This window comes from Nocardia bovistercoris, assembly GCF_015674855.1.
Taxonomy (GTDB): domain Bacteria; phylum Actinomycetota; class Actinomycetes; order Mycobacteriales; family Mycobacteriaceae; genus Nocardia; species Nocardia bovistercoris.
The window spans coordinates 311,463-333,100 of the sequence record NZ_JADMLG010000009.1; the positions used below are offsets into that span (position 1 = coordinate 311,463).

Genomic DNA, 21,638 nt, shown 5'->3' on the forward strand with positions numbered 1-21,638 from the left:
ACGCCGGTCGGATCGGTCCACGAGGGGTGACCGACCCGACCGTTCGTCGTCCGGGCAGGCGCGATGTGGCACTTCCGGGAGCTGATGGGCGATCGGGGCGCTACCGCTGCGACCGGTAACCATGCGCCGCGTGTCGACGAATTCCATCCGAGATATCGGGCCGGGCCGGTCAACGAGGGGTGACCGGCCCGGCTCGCAGGATTCATGCGAAGTTCGCTTGCCCCTTCAAGTGCCGCGCGGGGAAACTGGACGCGTGTCTGACCTGTCGGCCACGCGCCCATTTCGGCTCCTGGCACTCGACCACGACGTGGCACTCGAACTCGCGGAGGAGCGGCTGCGCCTGAAGTTCGTGACCCTGTTCGACTGGGACACGGTGCACGACTGTCTCGAGTCGTCCTACGACGAATTCGTGGCGAGTTCGCGAGTGCCGACCTACCTGCCGGTGCTCGCCGAACGTTTCTGTCGCCGACATCTGGAAGCCAGGGCGCGCGATGAGGGCAAGCGGCAGCGCGTCGACCCGACGGTGCTGTTCCTGTGCACCCACAACGCCGGGCGTTCCCAGATCGCGCTCGGCTTCTTCGACCATTTGGCCAGGGGCAGGGCGGTGGCCTGGTCGGGCGGGCTCGAGCCGAGTGCGGCGCTGAATCCCGCCGCGGTCGAGGCGATGGCCGAGATCGGCATCGATATCGGCCTGGGCCGCCCGAAGCGCTGGACCTACGAGATCCTGCGCGCCGCCGACATCGTCGTCACGATGGGCTGCGGAGACATCTGTCCGCTGGTGCCGGGACCGCGCTATGTGGAGTGGATCATCGAGGACCCGGCCGGGCTCGACGTCGACCAGGTCCGTCCGATCCGCGACGAGATCGGCAGGCGCGTCGCGGATCTGCTGGTGGAACTGGACGTGCTCGCGGTGCACTGACCGCGGTGGTTCCCGGCCGTGCGGATGGACGACGCCGAGCGGTCGAGCGCGCGTGCTGAGCGGCGGGACGGGGTGTTCGACGCGGTCGGCGGAACGGGAGAGCGATTAGGCCGCGTACTCGGGGAGGCGGTAGGTCTCGGTTTCGGATTCCGGCAGCATGCGCATGACCAGTGGTTTCATGAACCTGGACGTCATCAGTCTGCTCACCGCGCGGCCAGCCATGATGCCCGCGCGCGAATTCGGCGTCATCGCGCGCAGCCCGCCGGGTGGAAGTCGTCGCGCTGTCGTGACGAACGGTCGCATCCGCTGTTCGTAGGTCGCGAGCGCGCGCACCGGGTCACCCGGAGCCGCGATGATCTCGCCCGCGAGCAGGTAGGCGCCGACCAGTGCCATCGCCGTGCCGTGGCCGCTGAGCGGGGAACCGCAGTAGCCCGCGTCGCCGAGCAGGGTTACTCGTTCGCGTGACCAGTGCGGGAGGTCGACGCGTGACAGTTCGTCGAAGTAGAAGTCCTCGGTTGTGGACATGGCGGCTACGACCAGATCGGCGAGTGCTCCGCCGCCGGACAGGCGCGTACGGATCAGGTTCTGTTGTGCGGTGGTGTCACGACGCAGCGTGGGGTCGGCGGGTGCGCGGATGATCACGAGGGCTTTGCAGGTGGACGGGTCGGCGTCGGGGCGGAAACCGAGTCCGGTGGCGCCGACCAGCGACTGCATCGAGAACCAGTGCGGTTGGATGCCTTCGGGTGTGTCCATGGTGCAGAAGGACATGTATCCGCCCAGGTAGGTGGTGAATTCCGGTTCGGGACCGAAGACGAGGGCGCGGGTGGTCGAGTGCAGGCCGTCGGCGCCTATCACCACGTCGTAGCGTTCGGTCGCGCCGGAGGCGAAACTCACGTTCGCGCCCGCGGGGTCCTGGGCGATGTCGGTGATCGATTCGCCGTAGCGGTAGTCCGCGCCGCCGGTCTCCGCGACGGCGTCGAGGAGTATCGCGTTCAGGTCGCCCCTGGTGATCTCGATATCGGCGACGCCGCCTTTGCCGTCGAAGAGTTCGGCGGGCACGCGTAGGTTCTCGCGGCCGTGGTCGTCGAGGTAGAGCATGCCGCGCTCATCGAGTCGGCGCCGCTGGATCGCGGGCATGATGCCCATGCGTTCGGCTACTTCTCGGCTCGGTCCGCGCAGGTCGACGGCTTGGCCGCCGGGGCGGGGAGCGGTGGCGCGTTCCACGACGGTGACGGGGATGCCCGCGCGGAGCAGGAGCGCCGCGACGGCGTTGCCGCCGATGCCGCCGCCGGAGACGAGGACGCGGGGTGTGGCGTTCATGGTGACCTCTCTGGATCGAATGTCTTAGACAAATGTCTAACAGACGACTCGCACGTCTGTCTAGAACAAATGTGTAAGACATGCGTTCCAGCGGGTCGGGGAATGCCGAGGGACCGAAGCTGCCGGAGGCCTCGGTCCGTCCGTGGGATCAGTTCTGGCGCTGTAGATACGCCTTCCACCCGCCGAAAGCTGTGATATCGGTGCCCGCACGCCCGGCGTCGTAGGCGCAGGCGAAGCCGATGACCGCGCGACCGTCGGACAACTCGATCGGGGCCAGCCCCATCGGCGCGGGCAGGCCCGCGAGGAATCCGCCGAGTCCGGCCCGCGACACCAGGAACAATTCACCGCGGATCGGGGCGCCGAGCCCCGCCCCGTGCCGGACCAGCCCCGGTTTGGGCGGAACCGTGTCCAAGGCGGTCAACCGATAAGCGTCGGTGGTCGTGACCGCACCCGCGAACCGCGCGCCTACCTCCTCCAACTGCCAGTGCAACGGCTGCCCCCGCAGATGGGCGCCGAACACCGCCAATTCCACACCGCCACCGACCAGCACCGGTGTGCCGGTGTCCGCCCGCGATGGATTGTGGCTGTTCGCCCGCGACCGTTTCCGGCCCGCTGCCCGCGATTGCTTCTCGGTGTCCGCGGGCGCATCGGTGTCCACCGACGAAGGACCGATCGCGGTGGTGATCCGTGCCGCGAGATCGATCGCGACCTGATCGTCGAATGCGCGCGTCACCACCATCACGCCGAAGGGATTCCCGCGCGGCGTCGGTGCGCCGGGCACCGCCATCGCCGCCATGTCGAGCAGGTTGCAGAAGTTCGTGTACGTGCCCATCCTGCGGTTGATGGCGATCGGATCGGCTTGCACCGCGGCGATGGTCGGGTGTTCGGTGGTGGTCGGCAGCAGCAGGCCGTCGAAATTCCGCAATGCGGTGGCCGCGGCTGCTTTCGCGCGCGCCAGGGTGTCCATGTCGTCGGCGAAACCGGGTCCTGTGGTGCGACCCGCCGCCGCGATGATGGCGGCGACCGTCGGGTCGGCGCTCGCGGGCGACCCCGCGAGGAATTCGCCCACCGCGGCGTATCGTTCCGCGACCACCGAGCCGTCGTAGAGCAGCAGCGCCGCCTCCAACAGCGCCGAGATGTCGACCTCCTCGGTGGCGACACCGGCCGCCCGCGCCGCGGCGACCGTATCGGCGAACGCGGCGCGGTAGTCGGGGGTGAGCGCGGTGAGGTCGTCGGCGCGCGGCACCGCGAGCCGGGCGCGCGCCGGGGCGGCCAAGCGCACGTCGGCGGGCCAGCGGCGGCTGCGCGGGTCGCGCGGATCGGGGCCCGCCATGATCGCGGCCGCCGCCACCGCCGCGCTCATTTCGGCGGCGAACACCGTCACCGCGTCGAAGTCGGCGCAGGCGGGCACGACGCCGTGGGTGGGGATGATTCCGAGCGTGGCCTTGATCCCGACCAGACCGTGCAGCGCCGCGGGCACCCGACCCGACCCCGCCGTATCGGTGCCGATGCCGATATCGGCGATGCCGAGCGCCACCGCGACCGCCGACCCCGAACTGGAACCTCCCGACACCAACTCCGGGTCGACCGCGTGCCGGACCGCGCCGTATGGACTGCGCGTGCCGACCAGTCCGGTGGCGAACTGATCCAGATTCGTCTTGCCGAGCACCACCGCGCCCGCCGCGACCAACCGTTCCACGGCGACCGCGGTGACCTCGGCGGTATAGGCGAATTCGGGGCAGGCGGCCGTGGTCGGCAGCCCCGCGACGTCGATATTGTCCTTCACCGCGACCAACACACCCGCCAACGGCAGCGACGCGCCCGCGGCCAGCCGGGCTTCGACCGCAGCGGCGTCCGCGACCACCTCCTCCCGCGTCCGCAGGGTTATCCACACCTCGGGACGGTCTACCTCGGCGATGCGCCGGAACGCGGCCTCGGCCCGTTCGGTCGGAGATTCGTGCACCGCGGTGTCGTCAACAACGCCTGTGGTCATTCAGTCGACTCCGATCACTGCTAGCGGGGTTCCCGGTTCCACTTTCGCGCCGGGCGCGGTGAGCACCCGGAGAACTGTGCCCGCGCCCGGACTGTGCACCGGCAGTTCCAATTTCATCGCCTCGAGGATCGCGACCGGCGCACCCGCGTCGAGTCGCTGGCCCTCCTCGATCTCCACGCGCCACACATTGCCGATCATCGGCGCGGTGACCACGGTCGCGTCCGCGGGCAGCCCGGCCAGCGGGTCCGCATCGACCGCCGCGACGGCCGCCGCGACCGCGCCGCGTTCGAATTCGCCCGCCGCGAGCCACGCCTGCTTCTCCGCTTCGAACGCCGCGGCTTGCGCGGATTCGAACGCGGCGATGGAATCGGCGTGTTCGGCGAGCATGCGCCGGTGATCGGCGAGGGCGAAGACGCCCGCCCCGATCTCGGCGTCGAACCGGCTGGCCCGCGCGGCCGCCCGGAATTCGAGCAGTTCCTCCGGGGTGCACGGCTCCCACACGATCCGGTCGAAGAAGCGGAACAGCCACGGCGTGCCCGGCTCGAACGGCGCGGACTGGCGGTAACTCGACCAGATCGGTACGGTCCGCCCGATCAGCTGGTACCCGCCGGGCGAGGCCATCCCGTAGACGCACAGGTACTTTCCGCCGATACCGACCGCGTCGGACGGCGTCCACGTGCGCGCCGGATTGTATTTGGTGGTCACCAGGCGATGGCGCGGGTCGAGCGGAACCGCGAGCGGCGCGCCCAGGTACACGTCACCGAGCCCGAGAACCAGATACTCGGCGTCGAAAACCGCCGCGCGCACCTGCTCGACACTGTCGAGTCCGTTGATGCGCCTGATGAATTCGGTATTCGACGGCAACCACGGGGCGGTGTCGCGCACACCGCTGCGATAACGGTCGATGGCTTCGGCTATGGACGGATCGTCGAAGGACAGCGGAAGTCGCACGGTGCGACTCGGCACGACCAGGTCGTTGGTCGCCGGAAGTTCGGACTCCAGTTCCCGCAGCGCACCTACGAGTTTCCGCTGGGAGAGGACCTGGGGATCGATGTGGATATGTAGCGACCGCACACCCGGCGTCACATCGACGATACCGGGTAGACCGGTCGCGGCGAGCGCTTCGGTCAGTGCGTGCACCCGCATCCGCAGACCGAGGTCCAGCACCATCTCGCCGTACTCGACCAGCACGTTGTCGTCACCGCCGCGCAGATACACCGCCTCGGGCCGGTCCGCGCCCGCCTCGACGCCGCCGAGAACACCGCGGTCGTCGAGGATTCCGGCGCGAAACCTCCGATGTGCTCCGGAATCGCCGCGCACCACCGAGTTCGCCGTATGCGTCCGGGCATCGTGCTCTCGGTCGGTGTGATCACCGCTGATGTCGGGACCGTTGGTCGAAGATTCGCTGTCCGCGTCGGTAGCGTCGCGTTCGCCGAAGATCGTCGGCGCGTGCGGTCCCGTGTGAAACTCGCGGGCGCTCGCGAGTGCCTCGGAGACCGAATCCCGGCCGCGCGCTTCCGAATCGCGCAAGAGCTCGGCCTCGGCATCGGTGACCGGAACGAATCGCACCGTGTCACCGGGGCGCAGTTGCCCCAGTTTCCATCGGTGCGCGGAGATCACCGTGAGCGGGCACGCGAATCCGCCGAGGCTCGGACCGTCCGGGCCGAGCAGGATCGGAGTGTCCCCGGAGACGTTCAAAGTCCCTACGCTGTAAGGATTGTCGTGCAGATTCGACGGATGCAGACCGGCGTCGCCGCCGTCGGTGCGCGACCACGTCGGTTTCGGCCCTTCGAGACGTATGCCGGTTCTGTTGGCGTGACTGGCGACCCGCCACGGATGTGTACAGAACTGCGCCATGTCGTCGTCGGTGAAATAGGCGGGCGCGGTCTGCGGGCCGACGCCGACGGCGAGTTCCCAGACATGTCCGAAACTCGGCCGCCGCTTCTCCGAAATATATTGTTTCGCAGAAAGATTCGGGTCCTGCGCAATATCGAGCACCTCGCCGGTCGCCACCGATTTCCCGGTGACGCCGCCGAATCCGCCGAGGGTGAACGTGGACGCGCTGCCCTGGTAGTGCGGCGCGTCGATACCGCCGCGCACCGCGACATAGGTCCGCAGCCCGGCATCGACAGGCATGCCGATGTCGAGCACCGCCCCGGCGGGCACGCTGACCGGCTCCCACATCGCGACCGGCGCGTCGTCCACCGTGACCGGCGTCGGCGCGCCTGTCACGCAGATCGTCGCCGGTCGGGCGAACCGCAGCCGGGGTCCGTGCAGGGTGCATTCGAGCGCGGGCGCCGACGCCGGATTGCCGACCGCCTCGTTGGCGAGCAGGAAGGACAGGTCGTCCATCGGTCCGGAAGGCGGTATCCCGACCCGCCACAAGCCGATTCGACCCGGATGGTCCTGAATTGTCGTCATGGTTCCGCCGCGAAGGACATCGATGCGGTCCTCGACGGGTGCGATGTCGGCCAGCGTGGTGGTCAGATGCGCCGCGTCCAGCACCGTCGGATCGGTCGCCGCCGCGCGCAGTTGCGCGAGATTCGTGCGCACGCCGTGTATCCCGGTGCGCGCCAACGCATTCGAGAGATCGGCGAACGCACCGGCCCGCGTTGAGTGCGTGGTGATCACCTTCGCCAGCAGTGGGTCGTAGTACGGGCTGACCTCGGCGCCGGTGCGCACCCAGGTGTCCACCCTGGCGTTCTCGGGGAACCGCGCGGCCGTGATCAGACCCGCGCTCGGCCGGTGATCGTGCGCCGGATCCTCCGCGTACACGCGCGCCTCCACAGCCCATCCGGTGATCGCGGGACCGGATTCGGGCAGTTCGTCGAGCATCGAACTGTCACCGCCCGCCAGGCGCAGCATCCACTCGACGAGATCGACCCCGGTGACCGCCTCGGTCACCGGATGTTCCACCTGCAGCCGCGTGTTCATCTCCAGGAAAGAGGCCGTACCGCGATCGACGTCGTAGACGAATTCCACGGTGCCCGCCGACCGGTAGTCGACCGAGCGCGCGAGTTCGCGCGAACACGCCACGAGACGCTCGGTGAGTTCCGAGGTCAGACCCGGCGCGGGCGCCTCTTCGAGCACCTTCTGATTGCGCCGCTGCAAGGAACAGTCGCGGGTGCCGAGCCCGACGACGCGACCGCGCCCGTCGCCGAACACCTGCACTTCGACGTGCCGGGCGCGCGCGACGAACCGTTCCAGGAAAACGCCCGAGGAGGAGAAATTCGCCGCCGCGAGCCGCTGCACCTGCAGAAACGCCGTGCGCAATTCGTCGGCGTCGAAACAGGACCGCATTCCGATACCGCCACCGCCGCCGACCGCTTTCACCATGACCGGGAACCCGATTTGTTCCGCCTCCGCCACGGCGTGCTCGACCGATTCCAGCAGGCCGCTGCCGGGAATCAGCGGCGCCCCGACCGCCGTCGCGGCCTCGCGCGCGGTGTGCTTGTCGCCGAAAACCCGCAACTGGTCGGGCGTCGGCCCGACGAAAGTGATGCCCGCGGCGGCCACCTCGGCGGCAAATTCCGCATTCTCCGAAAGGAATCCGTAACCGGGATGGATCGCGCCCGCGCCGCTCGCGAGCGCGGCCTCGATCACCCGGTCGGCGCGCAGATAGGACTGCGCGGCCGCCGCCGGACCGAGCGCTGTCGCGGAATCGGCGAATTCCACGTGCGCGGCGCCCGCGTCCGCCTCCGAATACACGGCCACCGTCTTCAGCCCGAGTTCGCGCGCGGTGCGCATGATCCGGCAGGCGATCTCGCCGCGATTGGCGACGAGAACGGTATCGAAATCCACCGCGACCCCTAGTCGGTCGCCAGCGACATGGCGGTGATCGCGCGCGTCACCCGGTCGAGCACGACATCCAGCGATTCCCCGATATGGGTGTGCAGCAGCCGGAACGCCAGCCGCAGATCGTCGGCGAGTACCGCCTCCAGAATCCCGAGATGTTCGGTGATGGTGGTCTCGATTCGATTGTTGACCATGAAGTCGTACATGCGCACGTGCCGGATCCGCGAATTCACCGCCCGTAACGAGCGCACCAGTTCCGCGTTTCCGGCGGCGGTGAGCAGCGTGACGTGGAATTCCTCGTCGCGCACCACGAATCCCGGTTCCTGTTCGGGCGGGTCGGCTTGCAGCGCGAGCCAGCTGTCGCGTTCGGCCTCGAGCAGGGCGCGGTCGTGGGTCACCGACGGATTGTCGATGGCGCGTTGGATACCGCCGAGTTCGAGGGTGATGCGCAGTTCGTAGAGGTCGCGGATCAGCGGGATGCTCGGCCTTACCGGACTGAATCCGTAATCCTCGCGGCGCAGCAGGCCGTCCGAGCAGAGCACGGTCAGCGCCTCGCGGATCGGTGTCCGAGAAATGCCGAATCGCGCCGATAATTTCGGCTCGGTGAGGCGTTCACCGAATTTGATGTCCCCGTTCATCAATTCGGCGCGTAACGTCGTATAGACGACGTCACGCAACGGCCGTCCCGCAGCATCGGCCAATGTGGCCACCCGTGTCGACATGCGTGTATACGCTATGGACCTCGTGTTTCCGGCAGATGACGGCAGATTAGCGGATCGTAAGACTCTGCTCACCGGGGATCGCCGTCCGCATTGCCCGCACACCGAGAATTTGCCACGAAACCGCCGACTCGTCACCGACTTCACCGATGGCCGTCGAATTCCGGGAGCACACTGCAACAGCTGGCAACACCCTGGCGTCATTAACCGACACAAAACGGCCTCAGGCTGATGACAGCCCCGGCGCCGGGCGATGCCGTCACCCCTCAGCGGCACACCGCCCGACCAGGACGTCGGTCGGTGGCGTGAGCCCCCGGCGCCGGGAGCTCAATACCCGGCCTCCTGGAGGTAGCGATGGAAATGTTCGTCCTGATCGGATTGCTGGCGTTGATATCCGGCTTGCTAGCCGTGATCGCCGGGACCGTGTGGTGGCCGATTCCCTCGCACGCCGACGACGGTGCGGAACTGGTCGCCGAAATGTGGCCGACAGGCTGGCCGCACGAAGCGCCCGAACGTCCGTTCACCCTGTTCGAGGCCAGGCAGGCGATGCGCAGACACCGCCCGTGCCATGTCGAGCGCTGCGCCCGCAAAGCCGCGGCCACGCGCGCACTGCGCGCCGCCGGATATCCCGCGGAATGAACGAGAGCGGATTCGGGTGCGCCCGAATCCCGCGCGCATGGTGCAATTCCTGTCCGTGAGTTCCGGTAATCAATACGCACCCGAGGATCTGACGGCCCGCATGGAGGCCAATCTCGCCGAACACGCATGTCACCTGCATGCGGGCGTTCCCGGGGCGAGCGTCGTCGTCGAACCCGACCTGGTGATCGCGGACAGCGGCCTCGCCGACGACACCTTCAATATCGTCGCGGCCACCCGTTTCACCTCCGACACCGCGCCCGCCCGCATCGCGGTAACCCTCGCGCACCTGACCGAGGTGCCGCGCCCGTTCTCCTGGTGGGTCGGCCCCGCCTCGACACCGACCGACCTGGGGTCCCGACTCGCGCGCGCGGGCCTCACCGAATCCGAACCGGAAGCGGGCATGTGGATCCCGCTGACCGACGACATCGCCGACATCGCCGCACCCGAACTCGACGGACTCCTGATCGAGCCGGTGACCACCGCCGAACAGCTCGCCGACTACGCCGCGATCCTCGCCTCGAACTGGAACCCGGCCGCCGTCACGGTCACCGACTTCTACGCCGCCGCCGCACCCGAAGCCCTCGCCCCCGACTGCCCCGCCCGCTACCTGCTCGGCACCGTCGACGGTCACGCCGTCTGCACCGCCGAAGTGTTCCTGCACGCGGGCGTCGCGGGCCTGTACAACATCTGCACCCGCCCCAGCCACCGCCGCCGCGGTCACGGCGCCGCGATCACCGTCGCCGCCCTGCGCGCCGCCCGGTCCGCCGGTTACGACCTCGCGGTACTCCAGGCATCCGAAGAGGGCGAACCGGTCTACCGCGCCCTGGGTTTCCGGCCGGTCGGAGACTTCGTCGAGTACTCCATCGCACCCTGAACCGCGTCGTCAGGTCTTACTGTTTTCGCCGTACCGCATTCATGAGGACATCACAGGTTTCGATCGTCTGCTTCACTGAACACGTGCCTTCCTACACCAGCGCCACCACGATCCGCACCCTCGACGGTTTGCGCTTGGCGGGCACGGTCGTTGCCACCGACGGTCCGCCGAACTCCGCTGCCCTGATCGTCTGCGGCGGCGCCGTGACCAGCGAAGAAGGCGGCTTCTACGCGCGCCTCGCGGCGGGGCTCGGCGGCGCGGGCATCGCGTCGCTGCGCTACGACCTACGCGGCTACGGGGAAAGCGAGGGCCTGCGCGAGGAATCCGCCCTCACCGCCCATCTCAACGACATCCGGGTAGCCCGCGCCCACCTGGTCGCCGCCACCGGCGTCTCCGTGGTCCACCTCGTCGGCACGGGTTTCGGCGGTGGCCTTGCCGCGTTCTACGCCGCCAAACGCCCACTCGAACTGACCCGCCTCGCCCTGCTGAACCCCCTGCTCGACTACAAGGGCCTCTACATCGAACAGAACCCGTCCTGGCACGGCGACTTCCTCGCCGACCACAAGGCCTCCGAACTGTCCGAGCACGGCTACCTCGACCACACCCCCGACGACTCCCACAGCCGCCCCTTCCTCAACGAACTCTTCTGGATCCAACCCCAAGAGGTGATTCCCGAAGTCCGCACCCCAACCCTCTTGGTCCACGGCACCATGGACACCTCGATCCCCATCCACACCACGAGAACCGCCGCCGAAAATTTCCGAACCCCCCATCGCCTCGTCGAAATAGACGGCGCCGACCACGGTTTCGCCATCCCCTCCGACCCCCAATTCCTCGACCCCCAAACCCGAAAGTGGCAAGCCTTCGTAATCCGAGCAGTCCGGGACTGGTTCACCAACCCCTGACCCTCGGGTGGAGGACAAAAAAAGAGACCCTGACCGGCTGAACCGATCAGGGCCTCTTACTGTGTCTCGACCAACACGTCGGGGTGACAGGATTTGAACCTGCGACCTCTTCGTCCCGAACGAAGCGCGCTACCAAGCTGCGCCACACCCCGTGAAGCGAACCTGAAGTAGCTTACAACAGGGAAGGGGTGGACGTTAAACCGGCAGGTCAGGCTAGCTTTCGTGGGGGCGGATGCTGGTGAATATGCGGCGGGCGGTTTCGGGGTCGACGGCGGCGGGGACGCCGGTGTCGGCGGCTATGACCATGATGAAGTTGCCGGTGTCGGTAGGGGTGGCGAAGGTGTAGACGGTGTACCGGGTGGCGCAGCCGGGTTTGGCGTTGCCGATGGCGCCTCGGGTTTCCACGAAGGCGCCGTGCTGGTTGCCGTCGATGGAGTCGAGGGGTTCGGGTGGGCCGGGGGTGGCGCCCGCGGGGGAGTCGGGGTAAGCGGCTCTTGCGGTGCGGATTCCGAGTTCGGCCGCGGCCGCGGCGGAGTCGGGGATGTCGGCGCCGGTGAGGAAGGCGATGCTGCGGGTGGATCCGGGGCAGTAGTTCTTGCCCTCGAAGGTGTAGCCCTTGCCGCCGACCGCGTTGGGCGGTACGCCGACACCGCCGGTGCGTGTGGAGTCGGCGACCGTCCATTCCCAGGGGACGTCGTAGGCGGCGCCGCTGTCGGGGGCGACCACGACCTGGTAGCCGGGGATCAGAGGTGTTTCGGTGCTGCGCGCGGCGGGGGCTTTCGGGACGATCTGGCGTTCCGAGGTCGTCAGTGCGCTCACCATCGACGGTTCGTCCTCGCCTGCCGCCTCCGCGCCGGTATCCGCCACCACGGCGACGGTCGCGCCTGCCGTGAGGACGAGTGCCGCCAGTCCGGCGCCGATCCAGAGCCGGGTGTTGCGATTGCGTCGGGCGGGAGCCAGGCCGGCGAATCCGCCTGCGAAGTACCGGTCGAAACTGTTGATGTGGTAACCCGGCGGGTACGGGTTCGATGGGGGCGTCGTGGCTCCGTTCGGATGCCATCCGGCAGCGGTGCCCGAATTCGCCGCATTAACCGCCTTCGGGGCCGCGCCTCGCGGTTCCCCGGGATACGGCTGCCAATCGGTCCCGGGCCGAGTATCCGGCGCGTTCTCGGCGGGCGTCGGATGACCGGCCCACGCTCGGTCGACGCCCGAAGTCGGAGCGGGGAGCGTCAAGGTTCCGGCGCGGTGTGGCGATGCGCCAGGCGGAAACTGCCGCGCCGCCAGTGGTGTCTCGTCGAAGGTCCGAGCCGTACGATCACGCGGCGAATTCCGGTCTCTCTCCGGCCCGTTCGACCCCGGGGCGGACGAAGTATCCGACCGTCCCGCGCGATGGCTCGGTGTGGGAGCGCCGAACGGCGAATCACCACCCCGAACCGGGCCGTCGAACGAGTCGACAGATCGCGGTCCGGATGGGGCGCAGTGCACCGGGGCGCCGAACGGACTGTCGGCGTGCACATTCGAGACATCCCGCGGTGGCGCGGTTGCACCGGCGTCCGCGAACGCACCCGACCGACCTGTCGAATCCCGCCCGCCCGCAACCGATTCCGCGCTATCCGGAGCGCCCGTGGATCCCGGCGCGCCCGACCTCGCCGCGAACTGTTCTCCCGGAGCGCCGAAATCCGAACCGCCGCGCTCGAATTCGCCCCTCATATCGCCGCCCCGCGATTCGTAGCCCACCTACTCGCCGACAGCACTCTGTGCGCACTCACGTAGTCGTCCCCTGCCCTGACATCGAGTCTCGGCACGCGACCCTACCGGGTGCCCCCGCGGCCGTGCTCGCCGGCACGGCCGTCAACGGTTCAGCGCGCGACGGCCTCCGAGGTCGACAGCCCGTGGCCGGAATCGGCTTCGGGACGCCGCGGCGGGGCGGCGACCAAGGTCAGCAGGGTGGCTTCGGGGCGGCAACAGAAGCGGTAAGGAGCCCACGGCGAGGTGCCGAGACCGGCCGAGACGTGCAGTTGGGTGTGGTCTCCCCACTGCGAAGGGCCCTTCACCCGCGACTTGTCGATGCCGCAGTTGGTGACCAGCGCGCCGTAACCGGGCAGCACCAGCTGACCGCCGTGGGTGTGGCCCGCCATGACGAGGTCGTAGCCGTCCTCGGCGAAGCGGTCGAGCACGCGGGGCTCGGGGGAGTGGGTGAGGCCGATGCGCAGATCCGCCGCCGGGTTCGGTGCGCCCGCGACGGTGTCGTAGCGGTCACGCTGCAGGTGCGGATCGTCGACGCCCGCGGTCGCGATACGGATGCCCGACACCTCGAGGTCGCGGCGTACGTGCGTGAGGTCGAGCCAGCCGCGTTCGGTGAACGCCGCGCGCAGATCCTTCCACGGCAGCGGCGCGCCGTAGACCCGGCGGTGATCCTTGTTGAAGTATTTGGCCGGGTTCTTCGGTACCGGCGCGAAGTAGTCGTTGCTGCCGAATACGAACAGGCCGGGGCGCGACAGCAGACCGCCGAGGGCCTGGACGACCGCGGGCACCGACCGCATGTGCGACAGGTTGTCACCGGTGTCGACGACCAGGTCGGGTTCGAGCCGGTCGAGTTCGCGCAGCCACTGCTGCTTGAGCTTCTGACCGGGCATCATGTGCAGGTCGCTGATGTGCAGCACCCGTAGGCTCGACGAGCCGGGCTGTAGCACCGGCATCGTGGCTTCACGCAGGATGAAGGCGTTGCGTTCGATCAGCGAGGCGTAGCCGACTCCGGCGACCGCGACTCCGGCGGCTCCCAGCACGGTTCTGCGGACGGCGGAGGTCGAGATTACGGGCATTTGCCCAGCATAGGTGAGCCCGGCCCGGATCGCTGGGTGTGATTGCGCACTGTGCGTTTCTTGCGCTGTACGACACCCGCCGACCGGGTAAATGTGTGGGCCGCGCGTGGCCGATGCGATTACCGTTGGGCCCATGTCGGAACTCAAAGCGAAATTGCGGACGGATATGACCGCCGCGATGAAGGCCAAGGACACCTTGCGGCTTTCCACCCTGCGCATGCTGATCGCGGCGATCCAGACCGCCGAGGTCGCAGGCGCGCAGGCGCATGAACTCTCCGACGCCGAGGTCGTCTCCGTGTTGCAGAAGGAGGCGAAGAAGCGCGGCGAGTCGGCCGAGATCTACACCCAGGCGGGTCGGGGCGAACTCGCGGCGAACGAGCACGCCGAGGCCAGGATCATCGACGAATACCTGCCGACGCAGCTGACCGAGGCCGAGGTCGCCGATGTCGCCGACACCGCGATCGCGCAGGTCGCCGAGCAGATCGGCGAGCGGCCGGGGATGCGGCAGATGGGTCAGGTCATGAAGATCGCCACCGGATTGGCCGAGGGCAAGGCCGACGGTGCCCGGTTGTCGGCCGCGGTCAAGGCTCGACTCTGAGCGGACGCGAACACGAAACCGCCGCCTCCCCGATGAATCAGGAGGCGGCGGTTTCGTTCGTCTGGCGGGCTAGCGTGGCCACCACGGTGGCAGTTGCAGTCCCGGTGGCACCGCGGGCGCCGGAGCGGGCGCTCCCGGTACGGGCGGACCAGGTGTCGGCGCGGCGCGCTGGGTGCCGTCGCTGATGTAGATCGTGATCACCGAGCCGGGGATGGCCGACCCGTTGGGCGCGCTGCTCATCACATTGCCCTTGGGCAGCGGACCTGCCCCGTTCACGGCCTGCACCTGGAAGCCCGCGCCGACCAGCGCCGCGGTGGCCTCACCCTGACCCATGCCGCTCACGTCGGGCACCTGCGCCTGATTCGAGCCGCGCACGTACTTGTCGTCCAGCGGCGGCAGCACCGGGGCCGGGAATCTGTCGACCACTGGTTTGATGGCGTTGAACCAGGTTCTGGCCGGTTCGTTGCCGCCGAACAGGTCGCCGCTGCCGCAGTTGCGCAGCGGGTAGGAGCAGATCTCGCCGGGGGTCGGGCTGTCGCCGTAGACGTAGGCGGCGCCCGCCAGCGCGTTGGTGAACCCGAAGAAGGCCGAGGACCGGTGACTTTCCGTGGTGCCGGTCTTGCCCGCCAGCGGCCAGTGCCAGCCGGTCGCCGCCGCGGCGCCCGCCGCGGTGCCGCTGGTGTCGTCCTTGCTCATGGCGTTGGCGAGTGTATTGGCCAGTCCGGGTTCGACGACCTGTTCGCACGCCTGCTGGGTCAGCGGGACCGGTTTGCCGTAGCGGTCGGTGACCTCCTTGATGGGCGTCGGCGGGCACCACCGTCCGCCGGAGGCGAGGGTCGCGGCGACGTTGGACAGTTCGAGCGGGTTGATGGCGACCGGGCCGAGGGTGAACGAGCCGAGGTTCTGTTCCTTCACCATATCGGCCAGGCTCTGGTTGCCGTGGCCGGAGCTGCCGGGTTCGGTGAACGAGCGCATGCCGAGGCGCACCGCCATGTCGACGGTCGGCGTGACGCCGACCGCCTGGATCAGTTTCACGAACGCCGTGTTGGGCGAGGTGGCCAGCGCCTCGGTGACCGACATCGGCGACTTGTACTTGCCCGCGTTCTCGACGCAGTACGTGGCGGGCGGGCAGCCGCGCGCGCCGCCGTTGCCGAGGCCCTTGGCGTCGAACCGGCCAGGCACATCGAGCTGGGCGTTGATGCCCATACCCTTCTCCATGGCCGCGGCGGTGGTGAAGATCTTGAACACCGAGCCCGCGCCGTCGCCGACCATCGAGTACGGCTGCGGTTGCACGGTCTCGTTGGCGTCGCGGTTGAGTCCGTAGTTGCGGCTGCTGCTCATTGCGACGAGCGGGTGGGAGTCCGCGCCGGGCGCGATGACCGACATGACCTGGGCAATGTCGTCGAGGTTCGGGTTGGCGGCTTCGCTGAGCGAGCGTTTCACCGAATCCTGGATGGCCGGGTCGAGGGTGGTCTTGATCAGGTAGCCGCCCTTGTTGATCTGTTCGCGGCTGATGCCCGCGTTGGCGAGGTACTGCAACGCGTAGTCGCAGAAGAACCCGCGGTCGTTGGCGGCGATGCAGCCGCGCGGCAGGCCCTTCGGCTCGGGGAGTACGCCGAGCGGTTCGGTCTTGGCCTTGCGGAATTCGTCGGCGCGCGCGGGGATGTTCTGGATCATGGTGTCCAGCACGGTGTTGCGGCGCGCGAGCACACCCTCGGTGTTGGTGTAGGGGTTGAGTTTGGAGCTGGACTGCACCATGCCCGCGAGCATCGCGGCCTGCGGCACGTTCAGGTCGGCGGCGTCGACGCCGAAGTAGGTCTGCGCGGCGTCCTGGATGCCGTAGGAGGAATTGCCGAACGGCACCAGGTTCAGGTACCGGGTGAGGATCTCTTCCTTGGTGAGCTCGCGGTCCAGCGTCAGCGCCATGCGGATCTCGCGGATCTTGCGCGCGGGGGTGGTCTCGATGGCGGCGCGGCGTTCGGCGTCGGTCTTGGCGACCACGAGCAGTTGGAAGTTCTTCACGTACTGCTGGTTCAGCGTCGAGGCGCCCTGCTGGACCTCGCCGCTGGTGGTGTTGGTGAGGAAGGCGCGCATGGTGCCCTGCCAGTCGACACCGTCGTGCTCGATGAAGCGCCGGTCCTCGATCGAGATGATCGCCAGCTTCATGTTGTTGGAGATCTTGTCGCTCGGCACTTCGAATCTGCGCTGCTCGTAGAGCCACGCGATCGGCGCCCCGGTCGCGTCCACCATGGTCGACACGGCCGGGACCGTGCCCTCGACCAGCTCCGCGGACACGTTGTCCACGGCGTCGGCCGCGCGGTTGGAGACGAACCCGAAACCACCAGCGAGCGGGAACAACAGACCGGCGACGAGCACGGAGGCCAACGCGCAGCTGCCTGCCAGCTTCGCGAGCGTATGTGTGATCGGCACGCCTGTCAGAGTACGGGGTGCGGCCGTCACTGTTCGCACGAGTGTTTCTCCGTCGGCGCGGGTTGCCGGGGATAGCTGGTGGGTATGGGCGTGTCGCGCGTAATGGGGTGGCGTGTCGGGGATGTGGCGGCGCTCAGGTCGAGGCGACCGGCCGGTTCTCTATAGGTATCGCATGGACGGACGTACCAATAATTCTCGAGACGGTCTTGCGCAGAGCCCATACCTTTACCTAGATTGAGAACCCAGTGTGATAGAGCTAACACTCAAAGTGGAATGTGGTGCAGTTCGCAGCGGGGTTCGGGTTGCTGCTGGCTGTTACGCGATTCTGGAGCGCCGTTGACCCGGTGTTCGGACTGCAAAGGGGCACACCAAATGCATATGACAACCCCCATCGCTCGATTGGACGTGGAGCAGGCCGAAGCGCGAATCGCCTGGGTAGCCCAGGCCCGATGCAAGGAAGTGGATCCCGATCAGCTGTTCGTTCGTGGCGCGGCGCAGCGTAAGGCGGCGACGATCTGCAGGCACTGTCCGGTGCTGATGCAGTGCGGCGCCGACGCACTCGACAATCGGGTCGAGTTCGGAGTGTGGGGCGGGATGACCGAGCGGCAGCGGCGTGCGCTGCTGAAACAGCATCCCGAGGTGACGTCGTGGGCCGACTTCTTCCAGGCCCAACGCCAACATCAGATCGCGATGTGAGGACCGAGGGCGTGGCGCCGAGCCCGGCGGTCGCGGGCTCGGAGTCGTTTCGCGACGATAGCGAGAGCGCCTGAAATGTTCGGATCAGGCGGACGCGGCGGAGTTGGTCAATTGATCACCTACGGCGCGCAACGCTTCCAGATCCGACACCTCGAACGGCAGCGCGGTCACCGCGACGATCGGCACCCTCGGGTGGGCGCCGGTGAAGCGGTGCAGCAGATGTTGCTCGCGCCTGGCCGTCGATACCCGCTGGGCGTGCACCCGCAACGCGGCCGCCGCCACCGGATCGGAATCCGCGAGCTGCTCGGCCGCGGTCAGCGCCCGCTCAGGGGGTAGGGCGCTGAGGGCGGGATGGGTCCGGTTCAGCACGAGTCCGGCCAGCGGCATCCGCTCGGTGGACAGCCGGTCGACGAAGAAGGACGCCTCGCGCAGCGCGTCGGGCTCCGGCGCGGCGATCACCAGGAAATGCGTCCCCGGCTTGGACAGCATCGCGTACGTGCGCTCCGCGCGGTCCTGGAACCCGCCGAACAGCGACTCGAGCGATTGCAGGAACGTCGACGCGTCCTTGAGCATCTGGCCGCCGACGATCGTCGACACCCCGCGCATCGCCAGGCTCATCGCGCCGGTAACGAACCGGCCGACACCGCGACCCGGCGCCATGATCAGGCGAATCATCTTGCCGTTGAGAAAGTTCCCCAGCCTTTTCGGCGCGTCGAGGAAGTCGAGCGCGTTGCGCGAGGGCGGGGTGTCGACCACGATCAGATCCCATTCGCGCCGCCCGGCCAGCTGCCCCAACTTCTCCATCGCCATGTACTCCTGGGTACCGCCGAAGGAGGAGGCGACCGTCTGATAGATCGGATTGGCGAAGATCTGCTCGGCCTTCTCCGGGCTGGTGTGCTCGAGCACCATCTCGTCGAAGGTGCGCCGCATGTTCAGCATCATCGCGAACAATTCGCCCCGCACCTCAGGACCGAGGTCGACCCGTTGCGGGCTGTTGTCCAGATCCGCCACCCCGAGTGACTGGGCCAGCCTGCGCGCCGGGTCGATGGTGAGCACGACCACCTTGCGCCCCCGCTCGGCGGCCCGCAGCGCGATGGCCGCCGCCGTGGTGGTCTTGCCGACCCCGCCCGAGCCGCAGCAGACCACGACGCGCGCCGAACGGTCCGCGATGATGGCGGAGATGTCTAGGTGCGCGGCGCCCGCCGACGTGGTCATCAGCGGACTCCCTGCGCGCTCAGATGTTCGGCCAACTCGTAGAGCCCACCCAGGTCGATGCCGTCGGGCAGCGCGGGCAGATACAGCTGGGACACGTCGACCCGCTTGAGCTCCGCGGCGCTCGCGTCCTGGGCGCGCAGCGTCGCGGCGTGTTCCACGTTCTCGGTGACCAGGCCGTCGAAGTCCGCGTCGGACAGGGTGATTCCGGCCTCGGCGAAGCCCGCCCGCAACGCTTCGGCATCGATGTCGCCGTCGGCCGCGCGTTCCCGGATCTCGGTGGGCAGGAAACCCTCGTTGGCGCGATTGACGATGACGGTGCCGATGCGCAGGTCGTTGGCGGTGAGTTCGGCCACAGCGTCGGCGGTCTCCTGCACCGGCAGCGCCTCGAGCAGGGTGACCAGGTGGATCAGCGTCTGATCGGAGTGCAGCAGCCGCGAAACCCCGTCGGCCTGCGAGGCGATCGGCCCGCCCTTGGCGATCTCGCCCATGGCCTGGGTGACGTCGAGGAAGCCCGCGATGCGACCGGTCGGCGGCGAATCCACCACCACCTCGTCGTACACCCGCTCGCCCGAATGGTCGACGCGGACCGCGCACTCCTTGATCTTGCCGGTCACGATGACATCGCGCAGGCCGGGCGCGATGGTGGTGACGAATTCGATCGCGCCCATCCTGCGCATGGCGCGACCCGCGAAACCGAGGTTGTAGAACATGTCGAGGTACTCGAGGAACGCGTGCTCGATGTCGAGGGCGAGTGCGACCACCTCGCCGCCGCCGTCCGCGGCCGCGATCTTGGTCTCGGTCGGCGGCAGCGGCGACCGGTCGAACAGTTGCGCGATCGACTGCCTGCTCTCCACCTCGACCAACAGCACCCGCCGCCCGCCCGCCGCGAGCGCGAGCGCCAATGCCGCGGCGACGGTGGACTTTCCGGTGCCGCCCTTGCCCGAGACGAAATGTAATCGGGCGCGTTCGGCGCGCTCGGGCCAGCCCGACTCCGGCCCCGGCTCCGCCGAAATGGGCGCTGCTGTTGGTACTCCCACGCTCGCGAGCCTATAACTCGCCGGGAACCCGCGTCCGAGGGATACGGTTAGCGCCGCGTTTCCGCGCATTCTGTACCAGACAGCCCGACCACGCGCGGTGTGACGAGTCACGCTCCGATGATTTCGCGGGCACGCGGCAGACTACGCTCCTTGGCATGAGCGATTTGACCCTGTGGGAGTACGCGACCGTGCCCTTGTTGACGCACGCGACCAAGCAGATCCTCGATCAGTGGGGGGCCGACGGCTGGGAACTGGTGAACGTGCTGCCCGGCCCCACCGGTGAGCAGCACGTCGCCTACCTGAAGCGGCCGCGGCAGTGAGCGTTGAGGTCGGCGCCGACTGGCGGCGGAACCTGGAGCAACTCGGCCTCACGGTCCCCGCCGTCACGCCGCCGGTCGCCGCCTATGTGCCCGCGGTGCGCACCGGGTCGCTGGTCTACACCTCGGGCCAGCTGCCGTTCGTGGACGGGCGGCTCACGGTCACGGGCAAGGTCGGCGCCGAAGTCACCCTCGAGCAAGCCGCCGAGGCGGCCCGCCTGTGCGCGCTCAACGCGCTGGCCGCGGTACACGACCTGGTCGGCCTCGACGCCGTGGTCAGGATCGTGAAGGTGGTCGGATTCGTCGCGTCCGCGCCCGGATTCTGCGATCAGCCGCTGGTCGTCAACGGCGCCTCGGAATTCCTCGGCGCCGTGTTCGGAGCCGCGGGCGCGCACGCGCGTTCGGCGGTCGGGGTGTCCGAGTTGCCCAAGAACACCCCGGTGGAAGTCGAGCTCATCGCCGAGGTCCGCTAGACACGTTGGTGGACAACGTTTCCCGATCGGATGGGAGATCCCGATGACACTGACTCATCCCGCCTACGGACAGGTGCGCCAGGTCACCCCGACCGCGGCGGTCCTGCTCGCCGACAATCCCGGCCAGATGACGCTCGACGGCACCAACACCTGGATACTCGGCGGCCCGGACGCCGCGGAGTACGTGGTCATCGATCCCGGCCCGCAGGACCACGCGCACGGCGCGGCCATCGCCGAAGCCACCGGCGGCCGCATCGCGCTCACCCTGATCACCCATCACCACCACGATCACACCGGCGGCATCGACCGGCTGGTCGAGCTCACGGGCACCGCGGTGCGCGCGGCGGATCCGGCCCATCAGCGGGCCTCGGAGTCGCTGTTGCGCGACGGCGAGGTGATCGAGGCGGCCGGGCTGTCCATCGAGGTGCTCGCCACGCCGGGCCACACCGGCGACTCGCTCAGTTTCGTCCTCGACGACGCGGTGCTGACCGGTGACACCATCCTCGGCAGCGGCACCACCGTCCTCGAAGCCCGCGACGGCGCTCTCGCCGACTACCTCGCCTCGCTGGACAAACTTGTCGCGTCGGGCAGGGGCAAAGCGCTGCTGCCCGCGCACGGACCCGATCATGCCGATCTGGGTCCCGTCGCCGAGTACTACATCGCGCACCGGCGCGAACGTCTTGACCAGGTGCGTGCCGCGCTGTCCCAGCTCGGCGAGCGTGCCGAGCCGATGGACGTGGTGCGCGTGGTCTACGCCGATGTGGACCAGCGACTGTGGCCCGCCGCGCTCAGTTCGGTGCGAGCCCAACTGGAGTACCTGCACACCCACGGGTGAGATAACCGCGAATCCCGCCGCCCGGCGTCGTACCGGGCGGCGGGTCACATC

General features: G+C 68.5%; 18 protein-coding genes and 1 tRNA gene. 9 read left to right on the forward strand and 10 right to left on the reverse strand.

What is annotated here, in order from left to right; genetic code table 11:
* Window positions 1-253: 253 nt before the first annotated feature.
* Window positions 254-919: an arsenate reductase ArsC gene (locus IT779_RS22950; protein ID WP_332838923.1), complete on the forward strand. Its 666-nt coding sequence runs from the start codon at window positions 254-256 to the stop codon at window positions 917-919.
* A gap of 105 nt (window positions 920-1,024) precedes the next feature.
* On the opposite strand, the gene IT779_RS22955 is transcribed toward IT779_RS22950, so the two are convergent.
* The 4 genes from IT779_RS22955 to IT779_RS22975 all read right to left on the reverse strand — a co-directional run bounded on the left by IT779_RS22955 (window position 1,025) and on the right by IT779_RS22975 (window position 8,749).
* Window positions 1,025-2,239 (reverse strand): FAD-dependent monooxygenase, encoded by a 1,215-nt coding sequence (locus tag IT779_RS22955; RefSeq protein WP_196151431.1) that lies wholly within the window; start codon window positions 2,237-2,239, stop codon window positions 1,025-1,027.
* A gap of 148 nt (window positions 2,240-2,387) precedes the next feature.
* Window positions 2,388-4,232 carry an allophanate hydrolase gene (gene atzF, locus IT779_RS22960; RefSeq protein ID WP_196151432.1) on the reverse strand — a complete coding sequence of 615 codons (1,845 nt, stop codon included), beginning with the start codon at window positions 4,230-4,232 and terminating at the stop codon, window positions 2,388-2,390.
* Window positions 4,233-7,979: a 5-oxoprolinase/urea amidolyase family protein gene (locus IT779_RS37960; protein ID WP_232542017.1), complete on the reverse strand. Its 3,747-nt coding sequence runs from the start codon at window positions 7,977-7,979 to the stop codon at window positions 4,233-4,235.
* 62 nt (window positions 7,980-8,041) lie between these two features.
* The gene (locus IT779_RS22975) at window positions 8,042-8,749 is read right to left on the reverse strand and encodes a GntR family transcriptional regulator (protein ID WP_196151433.1); all 708 of its coding nucleotides are present in this window, start codon (window positions 8,747-8,749) and stop codon (window positions 8,042-8,044) included.
* 351 nt (window positions 8,750-9,100) lie between these two features.
* Between IT779_RS22975 and IT779_RS22980 the strand changes: the two genes are divergently transcribed.
* The 3 genes from IT779_RS22980 to IT779_RS22990 all read left to right on the forward strand — a co-directional run bounded on the left by IT779_RS22980 (window position 9,101) and on the right by IT779_RS22990 (window position 11,164).
* Complete coding sequence (locus IT779_RS22980) at window positions 9,101-9,385, forward strand: hypothetical protein (protein WP_196151434.1); 285 nt, start codon at window positions 9,101-9,103, stop codon at window positions 9,383-9,385.
* Window positions 9,386-9,440: 55 nt separating this feature from the next.
* Window positions 9,441-10,259: a GNAT family N-acetyltransferase gene (locus IT779_RS38845; protein WP_332838925.1), complete on the forward strand. Its 819-nt coding sequence runs from the start codon at window positions 9,441-9,443 to the stop codon at window positions 10,257-10,259.
* Window positions 10,260-10,342: 83 nt separating this feature from the next.
* Entirely contained in the window at window positions 10,343-11,164 is an 822-nt protein-coding gene (locus IT779_RS22990; RefSeq protein WP_196151435.1) for an alpha/beta hydrolase, read from the forward strand.
* A gap of 78 nt (window positions 11,165-11,242) precedes the next feature.
* Here IT779_RS22990 and IT779_RS22995 read toward each other — a convergent pair.
* From IT779_RS22995 to IT779_RS23005, 3 genes are all read right to left on the reverse strand, one after another.
* A tRNA-Pro gene (locus IT779_RS22995) sits at window positions 11,243-11,316 on the reverse strand.
* Between the two features lie 61 nt (window positions 11,317-11,377).
* Window positions 11,378-12,397 carry a hypothetical protein gene (locus IT779_RS23000; protein WP_196151436.1) on the reverse strand — a complete coding sequence of 340 codons (1,020 nt, stop codon included), beginning with the start codon at window positions 12,395-12,397 and terminating at the stop codon, window positions 11,378-11,380.
* A gap of 626 nt (window positions 12,398-13,023) precedes the next feature.
* The gene (locus IT779_RS23005; RefSeq protein WP_196151437.1) at window positions 13,024-13,986 is read right to left on the reverse strand and encodes a metallophosphoesterase; all 963 of its coding nucleotides are present in this window, start codon (window positions 13,984-13,986) and stop codon (window positions 13,024-13,026) included.
* 133 nt (window positions 13,987-14,119) lie between these two features.
* On the opposite strand from IT779_RS23005, the gene IT779_RS23010 reads away from it, so the two are divergent.
* On the forward strand, window positions 14,120-14,584 hold the full coding sequence (locus tag IT779_RS23010; RefSeq protein WP_196151438.1) for a GatB/YqeY domain-containing protein: 465 nt from the start codon (window positions 14,120-14,122) through the stop codon (window positions 14,582-14,584).
* A 69-nt stretch (window positions 14,585-14,653) separates the two neighbouring features.
* On the opposite strand, the gene IT779_RS23015 is transcribed toward IT779_RS23010, so the two are convergent.
* On the reverse strand, window positions 14,654-17,014 hold the full coding sequence (locus IT779_RS23015; protein ID WP_196151439.1) for a penicillin-binding protein: 2,361 nt from the start codon (window positions 17,012-17,014) through the stop codon (window positions 14,654-14,656).
* Window positions 17,015-17,386: 372 nt separating this feature from the next.
* Here IT779_RS23015 and IT779_RS23020 point away from each other — a divergent pair, with 372 nt between their 5' ends.
* A complete protein-coding gene (locus IT779_RS23020; RefSeq protein ID WP_054816825.1) occupies window positions 17,387-17,710 on the forward strand; it encodes a WhiB family transcriptional regulator in 324 nt (107 codons plus the stop codon).
* Between the two features lie 84 nt (window positions 17,711-17,794).
* Here the strand turns inward: IT779_RS23020 and IT779_RS23025 are convergent, their stop codons facing one another.
* Window positions 17,795-18,925: an ArsA family ATPase gene (locus tag IT779_RS23025; RefSeq protein WP_196151440.1), complete on the reverse strand. Its 1,131-nt coding sequence runs from the start codon at window positions 18,923-18,925 to the stop codon at window positions 17,795-17,797.
* Window positions 18,925-19,938 (reverse strand): ArsA family ATPase, encoded by a 1,014-nt coding sequence (locus IT779_RS23030; protein WP_408637787.1) that lies wholly within the window; start codon window positions 19,936-19,938, stop codon window positions 18,925-18,927. Before IT779_RS23030 ends, IT779_RS23025 begins: the two co-directional genes overlap by 1 nt.
* 179 nt (window positions 19,939-20,117) lie before the next feature.
* Here IT779_RS23030 and IT779_RS23035 point away from each other — a divergent pair, with 179 nt between their 5' ends.
* From IT779_RS23035 to IT779_RS23045, 3 genes are read left to right on the forward strand one after another with little or no spacing between them, the layout of a single operon-like run.
* Window positions 20,118-20,282, forward strand: coding sequence for a DUF4177 domain-containing protein (locus IT779_RS23035; protein ID WP_196151442.1), 165 nt, complete (start codon window positions 20,118-20,120; stop codon window positions 20,280-20,282).
* Window positions 20,279-20,752, forward strand: a complete 474-nt coding sequence (locus IT779_RS23040; protein ID WP_196151443.1) for a RidA family protein — start codon at window positions 20,279-20,281, stop codon at window positions 20,750-20,752. The genes IT779_RS23035 and IT779_RS23040 overlap by 4 nt, the downstream gene beginning before the upstream one ends.
* A 43-nt stretch (window positions 20,753-20,795) precedes the next feature.
* Complete coding sequence (locus IT779_RS23045; RefSeq protein ID WP_196151444.1) at window positions 20,796-21,587, forward strand: MBL fold metallo-hydrolase; 792 nt, start codon at window positions 20,796-20,798, stop codon at window positions 21,585-21,587.
* Window positions 21,588-21,638: the final 51 nt, after the last annotated feature.

Bases quoted from the DNA above. Each gene is read 5' to 3' on its own strand.
- IT779_RS23005 (WP_196151437.1), bottom strand. From the start codon at position 13,986: ATGCCCGTAATCTCGACCTCCGCCGTCCGCAGAACCGTGCTGGGAGCC.
- IT779_RS23045 (WP_196151444.1), top strand. From the start codon at position 20,796: ATGACACTGACTCATCCCGCCTACGGACAGGTGCGCCAGGTCACCCCG.
- IT779_RS23010 (WP_196151438.1), top strand. From the start codon at position 14,120: ATGTCGGAACTCAAAGCGAAATTGCGGACGGATATGACCGCCGCGATG.
- IT779_RS22975 (WP_196151433.1), bottom strand. From the start codon at position 8,749: ATGTCGACACGGGTGGCCACATTGGCCGATGCTGCGGGACGGCCGTTG.
- IT779_RS23020 (WP_054816825.1), top strand. From the start codon at position 17,387: ATGCATATGACAACCCCCATCGCTCGATTGGACGTGGAGCAGGCCGAA.
- IT779_RS22955 (WP_196151431.1), bottom strand. From the start codon at position 2,239: ATGAACGCCACACCCCGCGTCCTCGTCTCCGGCGGCGGCATCGGCGGC.
- atzF (WP_196151432.1), bottom strand. From the start codon at position 4,232: ATGACCACAGGCGTTGTTGACGACACCGCGGTGCACGAATCTCCGACC.
- IT779_RS23035 (WP_196151442.1), top strand. From the start codon at position 20,118: ATGAGCGATTTGACCCTGTGGGAGTACGCGACCGTGCCCTTGTTGACG.
- IT779_RS37960 (WP_232542017.1), bottom strand. From the start codon at position 7,979: ATGCGCACCGCGCGCGAACTCGGGCTGAAGACGGTGGCCGTGTATTCG.
- IT779_RS22980 (WP_196151434.1), top strand. From the start codon at position 9,101: ATGGAAATGTTCGTCCTGATCGGATTGCTGGCGTTGATATCCGGCTTG.
- IT779_RS23025 (WP_196151440.1), bottom strand. From the start codon at position 18,925: ATGACCACGTCGGCGGGCGCCGCGCACCTAGACATCTCCGCCATCATC.